This window comes from Streptomyces sp. NRRL F-4489 (assembly GCF_001509485.1).
Lineage (GTDB): Bacteria > Actinomycetota > Actinomycetes > Streptomycetales > Streptomycetaceae > Streptomyces.
On record NZ_LLZI01000266.1, the window covers coordinates 1 to 14,506 of the forward strand.

General features: G+C 74.4%; 14 protein-coding genes. 9 read left to right on the forward strand and 5 right to left on the reverse strand.

The genetic code is table 11. The annotated features are described in order from the left end of the window. Positions 1-290 precede the first annotated feature (290 nt). The 3 genes from ADL22_RS28325 to ADL22_RS28335 all read left to right on the forward strand — a co-directional run bounded on the left by ADL22_RS28325 (position 291) and on the right by ADL22_RS28335 (position 3,438). Positions 291-1,535, forward strand: a complete 1,245-nt coding sequence (locus ADL22_RS28325; protein WP_066985930.1) for a sensor histidine kinase — start codon at positions 291-293, stop codon at positions 1,533-1,535. Then, positions 1,532-2,173 (forward strand): response regulator transcription factor, encoded by a 642-nt coding sequence (locus ADL22_RS28330; RefSeq protein WP_066985933.1) that lies wholly within the window; start codon positions 1,532-1,534, stop codon positions 2,171-2,173. Before ADL22_RS28325 ends, ADL22_RS28330 begins: the two co-directional genes overlap by 4 nt. A gap of 161 nt (positions 2,174-2,334) precedes the next feature. Next, complete coding sequence (locus tag ADL22_RS28335; protein ID WP_066985936.1) at positions 2,335-3,438, forward strand: aminopeptidase P family protein; 1,104 nt, start codon at positions 2,335-2,337, stop codon at positions 3,436-3,438. Positions 3,439-3,591: 153 nt separating this feature from the next. Here ADL22_RS28335 and ADL22_RS28340 read toward each other — a convergent pair whose 3' ends face one another. Continuing rightward, positions 3,592-4,605 (reverse strand): zinc-binding dehydrogenase, encoded by a 1,014-nt coding sequence (locus ADL22_RS28340; protein WP_066985939.1) that lies wholly within the window; start codon positions 4,603-4,605, stop codon positions 3,592-3,594. A gap of 393 nt (positions 4,606-4,998) precedes the next feature. Here ADL22_RS28340 and ADL22_RS28345 point away from each other — a divergent pair, with 393 nt between their 5' ends. Next, positions 4,999-5,643: a pentapeptide repeat-containing protein gene (locus ADL22_RS28345; RefSeq protein ID WP_066986000.1), complete on the forward strand. Its 645-nt coding sequence runs from the start codon at positions 4,999-5,001 to the stop codon at positions 5,641-5,643. A 23-nt stretch (positions 5,644-5,666) separates the two neighbouring features. Here the strand turns inward: ADL22_RS28345 and ADL22_RS28350 are convergent, their stop codons facing one another. After that, the gene (locus ADL22_RS28350; protein WP_066985942.1) at positions 5,667-6,164 is read right to left on the reverse strand and encodes a hypothetical protein; all 498 of its coding nucleotides are present in this window, start codon (positions 6,162-6,164) and stop codon (positions 5,667-5,669) included. A gap of 364 nt (positions 6,165-6,528) precedes the next feature. On the opposite strand from ADL22_RS28350, the gene ADL22_RS28355 reads away from it, so the two are divergent. Further along, positions 6,529-7,875 (forward strand): SGNH/GDSL hydrolase family protein, encoded by a 1,347-nt coding sequence (locus ADL22_RS28355; protein ID WP_066986004.1) that lies wholly within the window; start codon positions 6,529-6,531, stop codon positions 7,873-7,875. Between the two features lie 77 nt (positions 7,876-7,952). Here the strand turns inward: ADL22_RS28355 and map are convergent, their stop codons facing one another. Continuing rightward, complete coding sequence (gene map, locus ADL22_RS28360) at positions 7,953-8,720, reverse strand: type I methionyl aminopeptidase (RefSeq protein ID WP_066985945.1); 768 nt, start codon at positions 8,718-8,720, stop codon at positions 7,953-7,955. A 94-nt stretch (positions 8,721-8,814) separates the two neighbouring features. Between map and ADL22_RS28365 the strand changes: the two genes are divergently transcribed. Then, on the forward strand, positions 8,815-9,102 hold the full coding sequence (locus tag ADL22_RS28365) for a helix-turn-helix domain-containing protein (RefSeq protein WP_066985948.1): 288 nt from the start codon (positions 8,815-8,817) through the stop codon (positions 9,100-9,102). A gap of 172 nt (positions 9,103-9,274) precedes the next feature. Here ADL22_RS28365 and ADL22_RS28370 read toward each other — a convergent pair whose 3' ends face one another. Next, entirely contained in the window at positions 9,275-9,850 is a 576-nt protein-coding gene (locus ADL22_RS28370) for a TerD family protein (RefSeq protein WP_066985951.1), read from the reverse strand. Between the two features lie 284 nt (positions 9,851-10,134). Between ADL22_RS28370 and arfB the strand changes: the two genes are divergently transcribed. Beyond that, a complete protein-coding gene (gene arfB, locus ADL22_RS28375; RefSeq protein ID WP_066985954.1) occupies positions 10,135-10,563 on the forward strand; it encodes an alternative ribosome rescue aminoacyl-tRNA hydrolase ArfB in 429 nt (142 codons plus the stop codon). Between the two features lie 122 nt (positions 10,564-10,685). Here arfB and ADL22_RS28380 read toward each other — a convergent pair whose 3' ends face one another. Next, complete coding sequence (locus tag ADL22_RS28380; RefSeq protein ID WP_234430884.1) at positions 10,686-11,297, reverse strand: flavin reductase family protein; 612 nt, start codon at positions 11,295-11,297, stop codon at positions 10,686-10,688. 363 nt (positions 11,298-11,660) lie between these two features. Here ADL22_RS28380 and cdgB point away from each other — a divergent pair, with 363 nt between their 5' ends. Both cdgB and ADL22_RS28390 read left to right on the forward strand, forming a co-directional pair. Next, positions 11,661-13,331, forward strand: coding sequence for a diguanylate cyclase CdgB (gene cdgB / locus ADL22_RS28385; protein ID WP_066985957.1), 1,671 nt, complete (start codon positions 11,661-11,663; stop codon positions 13,329-13,331). 269 nt (positions 13,332-13,600) lie between these two features. Further along, positions 13,601-14,491, forward strand: a complete 891-nt coding sequence (locus tag ADL22_RS28390) for a carbohydrate-binding protein (protein WP_066985960.1) — start codon at positions 13,601-13,603, stop codon at positions 14,489-14,491. The last annotated feature ends 15 nt before the right edge of the window (positions 14,492-14,506 follow it).

The window sequence follows — 14,506 nt, forward strand, 5'->3', positions numbered from 1 at the left end:
GCAACTCCCGGTGCCGGGGTAGGGGCTGAGGGTGTTGAGGGCCATGGGGAGGGGTCCTTTCAGGGGTTGTGGGGCGGACTCGGTTCGGCCCGCGGGGGCCGTCCCGGGTGCGGGCTTGCGGGGCCGGCGTTCGGGCTTGTGAACCGGCTCTCGGGGGCAAGATCAAGCCTCCTGATTCCGGTGGGCCGCGTCAGTAGTGGCGGTTGCCGAGGTGGGGTGGTGGTAGGTGCACCCCCGTTACGGGAGGTGGTGGGACGGCGGCGGGTGAGCTGGGTGTTTACCGTTCTGGCATGACCCGAACCGAGGGGCGGCCGCGCCGCCTGGCCCGTACGCGCGCGCAGCTGGCGTTCCTGTCCACCGGGGTGCTGCTGCACGGGGCGGCTTTTCTGCTGTGGGTGTGGTTCATGCTCACGTTCGTGTTCGCGCGCAGCGGGGCGGTGGTGCCGGTGGCGGTCGCGGGGGCGGGGGCGATGGCCGTGACGTGGCTGCAGCGCCGTCGCTTCGCTGCGTACGCGGGGGTGGTCATACCCGGCGTCCCGCCGGTGGAGGGGGACAACGAACTGGAGCGGGTGAAGCGGCGGTTGCGGACCGGCGCCTACTGGCGCCAGCTCGGATACCACCAGTTGGCCGGGCCGGTGCTGGGTGCCGTGGAGGCCGTGGTGCTGGCCCTGTGGGCGGGCAGCGTCGGGGGGATCACCTTTTACGGGTGGTACTGGGTGTTTCCCCAGGAGTGGGCGTTCACCCAGTGGGCCAATGTGGACGGGTGGCTGCTGGCGGTGGTCGGGTTGGTCGTGCTGCCGTTTCTGCCGCGGCTGACGGGGGCGCTGGTGCGGTGGGAGGGGGTGATCGCGCGGCGGTTGCTGGGGCCGAGCCGGGCCGACGAGTTGGAGCGGCGGGTGGAGGATCTGGCGGAGCGGCGGGCCGAGACGCTGGCCGCCGCGGACGCCGAGCGGCGCCGGATCGAACGCGATCTGCACGACGGCGCCCAGCAGCGGCTGGTGTCCCTGGCGGTCAGCCTGGGCCTGGCCCGGGCCACCCTCACCGATCTGCCGCCCGAGGCCCGGGCGGTCATCGACGAGGCGCACCGCGAGGCCAAAGAGGCGCTGGAGGAGCTCAACCACCTGGTACGCGGCCTGCATCCGCACGTCCTGGATGACCGGGGGCTGGACGCGGCGCTCTCCGGGATCGCGGCCCGCGCGCCGCTCCCGGTACAGGTCACCGTGGACGTGGCCGAACGGGCCGCGCCGGCGGTGGAGGCGGTGGCGTACTTCGTGGTCTCCGAGGCGCTGGCCAACGTCACCAAGCACGCCCGCGCCAACCGGGCCGAGGTGGTGGCCGTGCGTACCGGTGACACGCTGCGGGTGCGCGTCACCGATGATGGCAGGGGAGGGGCCGACCCCTCCGGGGGGACCGGGCTGACCGGGCTCGCGCAGCGCGTGGCCTCGGTGGACGGCACCCTCGCCCTCGACAGCCCCCCAGGGGGCCCGACCGTCGTCACCGTGGAGCTGCCGTGCACGCTGCCAAGCGCGCTGTGATCGCTGAGGATTCCCTGCTGCTGCGGATCGGGGTGGGGAAGGTCCTGGAGACCGCCGGCTTCGAGGTGGTGGCGGAGAGCGGGGACGCGGAGGGGCTGCTGCGGGCGGTGGCCGAGCACCGCCCGGACATCGCCGTGGTCGACGTCCGGATGCCGCCCGGCTTCACCGACGAGGGCGTACGGGCCGCGCTGGTCATCCGGCAGCAGTGGCCGGACACCGCCGTCCTGCTGCTCTCCCAGTACGTCGAGGAGCGCTACGCCGCCGAGCTGCTGGCCGCGAACACCAGCGGCGTCGGCTATCTCCTCAAGCAACGGGTCGCGGACGTCGAGGAGTTCATCGAGGCGCTGCGCCGGGTCGCCTCCGGGGGCACGGCCCTGGACCCGCAGGTGGTGGCGCAGCTGCTGGTGCGGCGCCCGAGCGACCCGCTGGAGCGGCTGACGGAGCGGGAGCGGGAGGTGCTGGCGCTGATGGCCGAGGGGCGGTCCAACGCCGGGATCGCCGGCCAGCTGGTGGTCAGCGAGAGCGCGGTGGCCAAGCACATCAACAGCATCCTGGCCAAGCTGGACCTGCCCCAGGCGGAGGGCGACCACCGGCGGGTGCTGGCGGTGCTGCGCTTCCTGGGGGTGGGGGCGGGGTAGCGGCCCAACGGGCGCGGGGGCACGGCCCGTAAGCGAGGGGGCGCGGCTCCTACGAGGACGTGGGGTGTGGCCCGTAGGCCGGGTGGGCGGGTCCTACCGGGCGCGGGTTGTGACCCCGCGAAGCCTGGGGCGCGGCGTAGATTCGCGGCATGGTGACTGAGATGACGCGGGACGACTACGAGCGGCGGATGGCGCGGGCCGGGGCGGCCGCCGCGGAAGCCGGGCTGGCCGGGCTGATCGTGACACCGGGGCCGGACCTGGTGTGGCTGTGCGGGTACCGGCCGACGGCCGTCACCGAGCGGCTGACCGCGCTGGTGATCGAGCCGGGGCGCCCGGGCCGGCTGCTGGTGCCCGTACTGGAGCGGCCGGACGCGGTGCGCGCCCCGGGGGCCGCGGCGCTGGAGGTCGTCGCGTGGGCCGACGGGTCGGACCCGTGCGCCGAGTTGGGCGCGTGGCTGGCGCCGCAGGGGCGCTACGGGGTGTCGGACGGGATGTGGGCGCTGCACCTGCTCGGGGTGCAGCGGTCGGTCCCGCAGGGCCGCTACGGGGCGCTGACGGAGGTGCTGCCGATGCTGCGGGCCGTCAAGGACGCCTACGAGGTGGAGCGGCTGGCGGCGGCGGGAGCGGCCGCGGACGCGGCGTACCAGGACATCCTGGGGGTGCCCTTCGCCGGGCGGCGGGAGTGCGATATCGCGGCGGACCTGGCCCGGCTGCTGCGCGAGCACGGGCACAGCCAGGTGGACTTCACGGTCGTCGGGTCGGGGCCCAACGGGGCCAACCCGCACCACGAGGCGGGTGAACGGGTCATCGAGGACGGCGACATGGTGGTGCTGGACTTCGGCGGCCTCAAGGACGGCTACGGGTCGGACACCACCCGGACCGCGCACGTCGGGAAGCCGGGCGCGGAGGAGCGGACGGTCCACGAGGTCGTGCGGGAGGCCCAGCAGGCGGCGTTCGAGGCGGTGCGGCCCGGTGCCGCGTGCCAGGACATCGACCGGGTGGCCCGCCGGGTGATCACGTCGGCGGGGTACGGGGAGTACTTCATCCACCGGACCGGGCACGGTATCGGGGTCACCACGCACGAGCCGCCGTACATGGTGGAGGGCGAGCATCTGCCCCTGGTGCCGGGGATGTGCTTCTCGATCGAGCCGGGGATCTACCTGCCGGGGCGGTTCGGGGTGCGCATCGAGGACATCGTGGTGTGCACGGAGGACGGCGGCCGGCGGCTGAACCGTACGGGGCGGGAGCTGGCGGTGGTGTCGTAGGGGGCGGGGCCGGGCGGCTCGCCCAGGGGTCGGTGGCCGGGGCGCTGGCTCCTGGGCCGGGCCCCGAGGGCGGTCGGCCCAGCCCGGCCGGTGGCCGGGGCGCCGGGCAGTACGGGCGGCGCCCCGGGGAACGGTCGTTCAGGGGGCGGGGGTTCAGGGGATCAGGACGACCTTGCCCATGGTGGCGCGGGTCTCCAGGGCGCGGTGGGCGGCCGCGGCGTCGGCCAGCGGGAAGCGCTGGACGGTGGGCACCAGGCGCCCGGCGGCGGCCTCGGTGAGCGCGGCGGTCTCCAGGGTGCGGAGGGGGTTGATACCGCCGACGCGGGCCAGCATCGGCGGGCCGATGACGGATTCCGAGGTGATGCCGCGCTCGGCCAGTTCACCCTCGCCGAACGTCAGCGGGCCGCCGGTGAGCAGCCCACCCGACGACCAGCCGAGGACCAGGTGGCGGCCGCCCCGGGCGAGCAGGTCCACGGCCGCGCGCCCCGGTTCGCCGCCGACCGAGTCGAAGACCACGGTGGCGCCGGGGGCGCCGCGCTCGTCCAGGAAGCGGCGGACGCGCTCCGGCCAGCCGTCCTCGGTGTAGTCCAGGGCGAGGTCGGCGCCCAGATCGCGGACCCGGGCCACCTTGGCCGGGCCGCCGGCCAGGCCGATGGCGGTGGTGCCGGTGTTCCTGGCGTGCTGGACGAGCAGGGAGCCGATGCCGCCGGCGGCGGCCGGGATGATCGCGATGTCGTCGGGAGTCAGGTGGGCGGCGAGCAGTACGCCCATGGTGGTGCGGCCGGTGCCGATCATGGCGACGGCCTCGGCCGGATCCAGACCGTCCGGGATGGTGTGCAGCCGCTCGACGGCGGTGACGGCCAGTTCGGCGTAGCCGCCCGGGGCCGCGCCCAGGTGGGCGACGACGCGGCGGCCGAGCCAGTCCGGGTCGGTGCCCTCGCCGACCGCGTCGACCGTGCCGGCGACCTCCCGGCCCGGCACGGTCGGGAGGTCCGGCAGCGGCAGCGGGCCGCCCGCCATGCCCTCGCGGAGCGCGGTGTCGAGGAGGTGGACTCCTGCGGCGGCCACGGCGATCCGGACCTCGCCCGGGCCCGGTTCCGGATCGTCGAGGGTCTCGGGGACGAGGTTCCCGGCGGGACCGAAGGTGTGCAGCCGTATTGCGCGCATGGCGGAGGCGCCTCCTCTGGGGGAGGGCGGGCGGCCGCCGGTAACACGGGGCCGCCGCGCCGGTGGAGCGGTCAACTGCCGCCACTCTCGTACCTCAACTTGGGTTGAGGTCAACTGGCGTGGGGTGGCGGTGAGCGGGCCTGCCCCGCGCGGGCACGCCGTGCACTGCCCGGGCCTGCCCACCGCGGCGCCGCCCGGGCCTGCCCCGCCTCGGCCGCCGCGGCGCCGCCCGGACGGCGTTTCCGCAGGTCAGGGCGATTGTCAGTGGGGTGGTGCAGCATGGGGTGTGCGGCGGGAACGGCGAGTCGGCCGGCCGGCGGCGGTCGGCCGATCGGCGGTCGTTCGGACGGACGGATGGAGGTGGTGGGTGTGGCAGGGCGTGGCGAGGAGACGGTGCGGGCGGTGCGGCGGCCGCGGGTGCGGCTGCCGGAGCTGCACGGCTACGACGGCGGCGGGCTGGAGCCCGAAGGGGACTACGACGGGCTGGAGTTCACCGAGGCGGACTGGGCGGGCCAGTCGGCGCGGGGCGCCCGGTTCATGGACTGCGCGCTGCGGCGGTGCGCGCTGGACGAGACGGTGCTGAGCCGGGCGCGGATCATCGACAGCGTGCTCAGCGGCGTGCGCGGGGTCGGTACGGACCTGTCGCAGGCGTCGCTGCGGGATGTGGAGATGGCGGACGCCCGGCTCGGCGGGACACAGCTGCACGGCGCGGTGCTGGAGCGGGTGGTGGTGCGCGGCGGGAAGATCGACTTCGCCAATCTGCGCCGGGCCAGGCTGCGGGACGTCGCGTTCGAGGGGTGCGTGCTGGTCGAGGCGGACTTCGGCGGCGCGGAGCTGGAGCGGGTGTCCTTCGACGACTGCACGCTGGCGCGGGTGGACTTCTCCGCGGCGCGGATGCGGGACGTCGATCTGCGCGGCGCGGCCTCGCTGGACATCGCGCGCGGGATCGACCGCCTGGGCGGCGCGGTGATCAGTACGGCCCAACTCATGGACCTGGCACCGGCGTTCGCCGCCCAGGTGGGCGTACGGGTGGAGTGAGGCGGGAGCAGGGGGAGGGGTTCTCAGATGCGGGGGAAGCGGGCCTGGAGGGCCCAGATGGCGGGGTTGTCGGCGAGGCCCTCGTGCATATCGGCGAGGTCGGCGATCAGATCGTGCAGGAAGTCGCGGGCCTCGCGGCGCAGCGCGGCGTGGTTGAAGTTCAGCGGGGGTTCCTCGACCGGCATCCAGTCGGCGGTGATATCGACCCAGCCGAAGCGCCGCTCGAAGAGCATCCGGTCGCTGGACTCGGTGAAGTCCAGCTCGGCGTGGACGGGGCGGGCGGAGCGGCTGCCGCGGGGGTCGGTGTCGAGCTGCTCGACGATGTCGCAGAGCGCCCAGGCGAAGTCGAGCACCGGCACCCATCCCCAGGCCGTGGACAGCTCCCGGTCGCTCTCGGTGTCCGCGAGGTAGACGTCGCCGCAGAAGAGGTCGTGGCGCAGGGTGCGCACGTCCGCGGTCCGGTAGTCGGTCTGCGGAGGGTCCGGGAAGCGGCGGGAGAGGGAATAGCCGAGGTCGATCACGTCTTGATGGTGTCACGCGCGGTGGCGCACCGGCGCGGCGGAGGGCCCGGACGGCCCGCGGGCGGGGGTGCTGCCGCCCCGGGCGGCCGGCGGACGCGCCACGGCGTGCGGAACGCGGTCGTGCGGGACACGGTGGAACGGAGCGCGGTCTTCCCGAGCACGGTGGTCTGCGGCACGGTGGTCCGCGGCAGGGTGGTCCGCAGCGCGGTGGTGGCGTGATGGGCCGGGCCGCCGCGGTACGGAACGGACGGCGGCCGAAGCCGAGGGCGGAGGCCGGTGGGCAGCGGCCGGCGGGGGTCGGCTGACGGATATCGGCCGGCGGGCGGCGTAAGGCGTCCGGCGGCCGGAGGGAGGGGTAGTGATCATGTCTGGTTCGCTGGGGAGACGTTCGGGGCTCGCGCTGGTGCCGGCGGTCGCGCTGGTGGCGCTGCCGGTCCTGCCGGTGACGCCGGAGGGCGCGGGAGCGCCCGGCGGGGCGTACGCGGCCGGTGCGGCGTACGCGGCCGGGCGGGCGGTGGGCGCGGGGCCCGCGGGAGCCGCGCAGGGGCGGGAGCGGTGGCGCGGTGGCTGGGCCGCGGCGCCGCAGCGGCCGACCGACGTGTTCGGGCCGAACTGGTCGACGGCGGGCTTCGCCCGGCAGACCGTCCGCCAGGTCGTCCGGATCAGCACGGGCGGCACGCAGGCCCGTATCAAGCTGTCCAACCGCTACGGCACCGCGCCGCTGAAGGTGGCCGGCGCCACCCTCGCGCGCGGCGGCCGGGGCGCGGCGCTCCAGCCCGGCTCGGTGCGCCAACTGACCTTCGGACACGGGAAGTCCGCGACGATACCGGCCGGCGGTGAGCTGCTCAGTGACGGTGTGGGGCTGAAGCTGCGGGCCCTGGAGTCGGTCACGGTCACGCTGTACTTCGACGCGCCGACCGGGCCGGCCACCTTCCACGGGACGGCGTTCGCCACGAGCTACCGCGCGGCCGGCGACCACCGGGCCGATACCGGCGCGGCGGCGTTCACCGAGACCTCGCAGTCCTGGTACTACCTCTCGGGGGTGGAGGTGGCCGGCGGGCCGGGCGCGCGGCGGGACGGCGTGGCGGCGTTCGGGGACTCCATCACCGATGGCTTCGGCTCGACCCCGGGGGCCAATCGCCGCTATCCGGACGTCCTGGCCGAGCGGTTCGCCGCCGCGGGCCGCCCGCGCAGCGTGCTGAACGAGGGCATCTCGGGCAACCAACTGACCAAGAGCACCGACGAGTTCGGCGAGAAGGCGGTGGCCCGCTTCCCCAAGGACGTGCTGAACGAGCCGGGGGTCGGCACCGTCATCGTGCTGGAGGGCATCAATGACATCGGGATGAGTGAGGGGAAGGACGGGGCGCCGGGCAAGCCCTCGCCGAACGTCACGGTGGACCAACTGATAGGCGCACAGCGGGAGTTGATACGTCAGGCGCACCGCAAGGGGATCAAGGTCATCGGCGCGACGCTGACGCCGTTCAAGGGCGCGGAGTATTACAGCGAGCGCGGCGAGGCCAAGCGGGACGCGCTCAACCGCTGGATACGCACCTCCGGCGAGTTCGACGGGGTGGTCGATCTGGACCGGGCGCTGGCCGACCCCGCCGACCGGGACCGGCTGGCGGCCATGTACGACGCCGGTGACCATCTGCACCCGAACGACGCGGGGTACCGCGCGATGGCCGGGGCGATCGACCTCCGGGCGCTGTGACGCGCTGATGTACTGACGCGCTGATGTCCTGGCGGGGGTGGGCGGCCGGGGCGGGCGGAAGCCCCGCCCCCGCCCGGCTACGGCAGCGTCAGCACCCGCGGCCCCTCGTCCGTGATCGCGACGGTGTGTTCGAAGTGGGCGGCGCGGCTGCCGTCGAGGGCGCGCAGGGTCCAGCCGTCGGGCGCGGTGGTGTAGTGGCCGGTGCCGCCGGCGATGAACATCGGCTCGATGGCGATGACCAGGCCGTGGCGCAGTACGTAACCGCGGCCCGGGCGGCCGTCGTTGGGGACCGCCGGGTCCTCGTGCATGGACCGGCCGATGCCGTGCCCGCCGAAGTCCTCGGGGATGCCGTAGCCGGCCGCGCGGCCGATGCTGCCGATGGCGTGGGAGACATCGCCCATCCGGGCGCCGACCACGGCCGCCGCGATGCCCGCCTCCAGGGCCCGCCGGGTGGTCTCCAGCAGCCGCCGGTCCGCGGGCCGTTCGGTGCCCACGGTGAAGCTGGTGGCCGCGTCCCCGGCCCAGCCGTCCACGATCGCGCCGCAGTCGATGCTGACCAGGTCGCCGTCGCGCAGCCGGTAGCCGTCCGGGACGCCGTGCACGATCGCGTCGTTGACGGACACGCAGAGCACCGCGGGGAAGGGGGTGGGGGCGAAGGAGGGGCGGTAGCCGAGGAAGGGCGAGGTGGCGCCGGCCTCGCGCAGGACGGCGCGGGCCACCTCGTCCAGGTCCAGCAGGCGCACGCCCGGCGCGGCCGCGGCCCGTACGGCCGCCAGCGCGTCCGCTACCACCCGGCCGGCCACCCGCATCGCGTCCAGCGACGCGTCGGTCTTGATCTCCACCATCGGTCTTCCTCCCCAGTACGCGGCCCGCCTCGTTGGCGCCGCCTTGCCGGTATTTGTTTACCGGTATTTGTTTACCGGTATTAGTATCACGGGCATGGTGCGGACTCCACTGACCCCTTGGGAACGCGAACGCGGTGAGCGGCTGGGCGCGCTGCTGCGGGCGGCGCGCGGCGAGCGGAGCATGGTCGAGGTCGCCGCGGCGGCCGGCCTCTCCGCCGAGACGCTGCGGAAGATCGAGACCGGGCGGGCGCCGACACCGGCGTTCTTCACGGTCGCCGCGCTCGCCGGGACGCTCGGGCTGTCCCTGGACGAGGTGGCCGCGCTGGCCGCCCCGCCGGAGGCGCCCCCGGGCGCGGCCGGGCACGGCAACGCGGCGGCCTGACCGCGTACGCGGGCCGGGCGCCGTGGCCCCGTACGCCACGGGGCGTCCGCGCACACCCCTCGCCCGCGCCGACCCCCGTACGTACGAACGCCGAAGGCCGGCCCCCCGGGGTGGGGAGCCGGCCTTCGTCAGGCGCCGGTGGGCGGGGTGGCCCGGGCGGGCCGGGCGTCGGTCAGACGTTGACGCCGAAGTCCTGGGCGATGCCGCGCAGGCCGGAGGCGTAACCCTGGCCCACGGCGCGGAACTTCCACTCCGCGCCGTTGCGGTACAGCTCACCGAAGACCATGGCGGTCTCGGTGGCGGCGTCCTCGCTGAGGTCGTAGCGCGCGATCTCGGCGCCGCCGGCTTGGTTGATGATGCGGATGAAGGCGTTCCGCACCTGGCCGAAATTCTGGCCGCGGTTCTCGGCGTCGTAGATGGAGACCGGGAAGACGATCTTCTCGATCTCGGCCGGCAGGGCGCCGAGGTTGACGTTGATGGACTCGTCGTCGCCCTCGCCCTGGCCGGTGGTGTTGTCACCGGTGTGGACGATGGTCTGGTCCGGCGTCGACTTGTTGTTGAAGAAGATGAAGTGCTGGTCGGAGTGGACCTTGCCGGAGGCGTTGACCGCGATGGCGCTGGCGTCGAGGTCGAAGTCCGTGCCCGTGGTCGTGCGGACGTCCCAGCCGAGGCCGACCGTGACGGCGGTCAGGCCCGGCGCCTCCTTGGTGAGCGAGACGTTGCCGCCCTTGGACAGGCTTACAGCCATGGGATGTCCCTTTCCTCTTCGCGTCGGTGATGCGGTGATACCGGAGGTGCGGCGGGCGCGCCCGGGAGCGGAGCCGCCGTCATCCGCTTCAACGCCTCGGAGTGACCGGGTGGTTCCCCCTCGCTTTACTTTCTTTGCCCAATCCTGATGCGGGGGCCGGAGGTGGGCGCCGGTCGCCCCGGCCCCGGCCGCCCGGGCGCCGCCGCCCCGGTCCGAAGGCGCCGGCCGGCCACCGCCGGGAAAACCGAGGTGACGGGCGGCCGGCGGCGCGGGATCATGGGGGCATGTCCGGGCCCTATGTCATCCGCGGTGCGGTCGTCCTGCCGGAGGCCGAGCTGGTCTGGCGGTTCTCCCGCTCCTCCGGCCCGGGCGGCCAGCACGTCAACACCAGCGACAGCCAGGTCGAGTTGCGCTTCGACCTGGCGGCGACGAACGCGCTGCCCCCGGTGTGGCGGGAGCGGGCGCTCGAACGGCTGGCGGGCCGGCTGACCGACGGTGTGCTGACGGTACGGGCCTCCGACCACCGCTCCCAGTGGCGCAACCGCGAGACCGCCGCCGTACGGCTGGCCGCGCTGCTCGCCGAGGCCACCGCGCCGCCGCCCAAACCGCGCCGCAAGACCCGGATCCCGCGCGGTATCAACGAGCGCCGGCTGCGCGAGAAGAAGCAGCGCGGCGAGACCAAGCGGGGCCGCACCGGCCGCGATTGGACCTGACCGGCGGGCGCCAACCGGCCGCGCGCCGTCCCGGACACGCGTCCCGGCCACCCCCGCACCGCTCCACCCCCTGGAACCCCGCCCCCCCAGCCCACCCTCAGGCCCCAGCCCACCCGCACGCCCTACCCCAAATGCCGGTACTTCCCCCGGAAGTACATCAGCGGCCCCTCGTCCTCGTCCGCCGTGGCGGAGGCCAGGACGCGGCCGATGACGAGGGTGTGGTCGCCCGCCACCACCCGCTGCTCGGTGCGGCACTCCAGCGCCGCCAGCGCCCCGCCGATGAGCGGCGCCCCGGACGCTTCGCCCCGTACGGATGGAATGTCCTGGAAGAGTAGTCGGTCGCTGATGCGCCCCTTCATCGCGAATCGTCCCGCTACGTGCCGTTGGCGCTCCGCCAGTACCGAAACGGCCCACAGCGGCTGCTGCGCCAGCAGGTCGTCCATCCGCGAGTCGTTGCGAACGCTCACCATCACCAGCGGCGGATCGAGCGACACCGAGAGGAAGGCGGTGGCCGTCATGCCGACGTCCTCACCGCGCGCTCCGGCGTCCGGATCGTGGGCGGTGACCAGCACCACTCCGGCGGCGAGGCGGGACAGGGCGGCGCGGAACTCGTCGTCACTCACACCGACAGCATGCGCGATCGGCCCGTCGCCCGGCACGGCGGCGAGGGCGACGGTGGGTGCGGTGGCGGCGGAGCCGGCGGCCGGAGCGGTGGCAGGAGTCTTCGTGAACACGCCATGAACGCTAACGCCGCCCCGCCCGGCCGCGCATCGGGCCCCGGGACCACCCGCGCCCTAGGTCCGAGGGACGAGGTTGCCGCCACGCATGGCCCCCCGGTGGTCGGCGCACCCCCGCCCTTCATCCGGAATTTGCTTTCCGGAAGTTTTCGGACGCCCGCCGGACGCCGTCCGCGCGCCTGGTCACAGCACCGGTCGGCGATCCGTAACGACCCGTGACAGATTGTGACTTGAGTCACATGGGCCGGTAATTGTTGACCCTGTGTACCGAGTGAACAGCTCACTGTGATTCAGTGAGCGTGGAATCGGACGACAAAGAAATCGGTGGAGTTGCTGTCGAGGTCTCAGGGAGAGCGAGCGATGGAGACCGAGTCGGAGCCCTATGTCCGTCTTGCGACCCTGCGGCAGCTGCACCAAGTGGTCGCCGAACTGAACACCGCCCGCAGCCTTGCGGACACCCTGCAGTCCGTCGCCGACGGGGCGATCGTCGGGCTCGGCTACGAGCTCGCCGCGGTCAACCTCGTACGGCCGGACGGCGATCTCGTGGTCGCCGCGGTGGCCGGGAGCGCGGGCGCGGAGGCGCTGATGGCCGGGCGGGTGGGCTCGCGCGCCTCCTGGGAGCGGCGGCTGTCCATGGGGGAGCGCTGGGGCGAGCTGTGCTTCATCCCGTACACCGAGGGCTGGGTGCTGGACGACGACGACGTCCCGCAGTGGCACACCGCCGGGCCGGCGCCGCGCTTCCCCGACGAGTGGCATCCGATGGACCGCCTCTTCGCGCCGATGTACACCGCCGCCAACGGCAGCGGTGAACTCCTCGGCGTGCTCTCCGTGGACCGCCCGCGCAACGGGCGCCGCCCCGGCCCCTGGGGGCAGGAGGCGCTGCAGATGTACGCGTTCCAGTCCGCCATCGCGATCAGCAACGCCCGGCTGCGCGCCAACATGCAGCGCGCCCTGGTCCGCCTGGAGCGCGAGCAGCAGGCGCTGCGGGCCAGCGAGGAGAGCTTCCGGCAGGCGTTCGAGTACGCGCCGAGCGGGATGGCCGTCGCCGAGATGGGCGGCGACCAGCACGGGCGGCTGCTGCGCACCAACGACGCGCTGTGCCGGCTGCTGGGCCGCCCGGCCTCCGCGATGCGCCGGCTGTCGTTCTCCGACATCTGCCACCCCGACGACATCGGCACGCTGCTGCGCACCTCCGCCGAGGGCGGCCGGGCCGAGCTGCGGCTCCTGCGCCGGGACGGCTCGTACGTGTGGGTGTCGCTGCGCAACTCCGTCGTCGCCGACACCGCCGACGGCCCCCGCTTCCTGCTCACCCACGTCGAGGACATCGAGGAGCGCAAGCGGCACGAGCTCCAGCTCGCGCACCGGGCCAGCCACGACTCGCTGACGGGGCTGCCGAACAGCGCCGAGCTGCGGGCCCGGCTCTCCGCCCGGCTGTGCTCGCGCCCGCCGAGCGCGCTCGCCGACGCCTACGCCTCCTCGGGCACCGACCCGCGGACGGGGCAGGGCCCGGAGCCGTTCGACGGGCTCGACGGCTTCGAGGGCGAGCCGCCCCGGCCGGTGCCGCTGGGCGCCCTGCCGTTCGACCACCACGTCCACCTCTCCGCGCCCGGCGACGGCGCGGAGGACGACGGCGCCAAGGGGCTCGCGGTGCTCTTCTGCGACCTGGACGGCTTCAAGTCGATCAACGACCGCTTCGGGCACAACACCGGCGACGCGGTGCTGATCGAGGTCGCCCGCCGGCTGACCAGCGGCGTCCGCGACGGGGACACCGTCGCCCGGCTCGGCGGCGACGAGTTCGTGGTGCTCGCCGACGGGCTCGGCACCGCTGACGCCGAGGACCTCGCGGTCCGGCTGCGGAACGCGATCATCCCGCCGATCCGGGTGGAGGGCCGGGCCGTCCGGGTCGGCGCCAGCTTCGGCATCGGCTGGGCGAGCTGCGGGATGACCGCCGAGGAGGTCCTGGAATCCGCCGACCAGCGGATGTACGTCGAGAAGCGGCGGTCGAAGGCGGGCCGGCGGGCGGCCGGCTGAGGCGGCCCCCGGCCCCCGGCACGGCCCCCGCACCGGCCCCGGCACGGGCGCCGGCCCGGTGCCGCGTATCTCACACCGGCCGTGTCCTGCCTGGGCACGGCCGGTTCACCGGGTCGTAGTGATCTTGTGAGGACCGGGGACCGGCGTGGCCCGGTCCCGAGGGGGTAGGCTGCGCCGATGCGGCGCGGCGGCCCCGGAAGCCCGCGCGAAGCCCCGCGCACGTGTACGGACGCGCACAGGCGCGAGAGACCGCTTGGGAGTGACACGGAATGACGGCCGGCAACAACGGCGCCGACACGCCGGAGAACGACGACCCCTTCGCCCACCTCTACCGCTCGGAGGGCGGCGAGGGCGGGACGGGTGCCGGCACGGCGCGGCAGCCGGGCGTGCCGCGGACCTCCTACAACCAGGTGCGCACGGTCGGCCAGCGGCAGTACGGCACCCCGCCGGCCGCCCCCCAGTACGGCCGCCAGAACCCGCATTACGCCGCCCCCGAGACGCTGCCCGGCGGCCCCGCCGGCGACCGCGCCCGCCCGGTGCCCGCGGCCCCCGCGCCCCGCAAGAGCCGCAACGGCCTGCTGATCGGCGCGGTCGCGGTGGTCGCGGTGGTCTGCATAGGCATCGGCGCGGCCATGCTGACCAACAGCGACGGCGACAAGGGCGGCACCGCGCAGAAGCCGGGCCCGGCGCCCGCCGACTCGGTCAAGCCCAGCGGCAAGCCCTCCACCAAGCCCACCCCGGGCGCCCTCCCCAAGGACGACGCGGGCGCGCTGCGCCTGGACGGCGGCGCGATCACCGCCACCGACATCCCCGGCGCCCGCACCGCCAGCGGCTCCTACGTCACCGGCATGACCACGCCCGGCGCCTCGGCCACCTGGACCCTGGACGTCGAGGCCGCCGGCCAGTACAAGCTCTGGGTCGGCTACGGCGTGCCCGGCAAGGACGCCAACCTCACGCTGAACATCAACGGCCAGGCGCTGTCCCGGCCGATAAGCCTGCACAACTTCGCACACGCCCCCGAGGGCGCCTGGGACAAGGGCTGGACGAAGTCCTGGTCGTACGTCCAGCTCAACAAGGGCACCAACACCATCAAGCTGTCCTGCGAGAGCGGCAACCAGTGCGAGGTCAACCTCGACCAGGTGTGGCTCGCCCGCTCCTGACGCGAGCGGAAACCC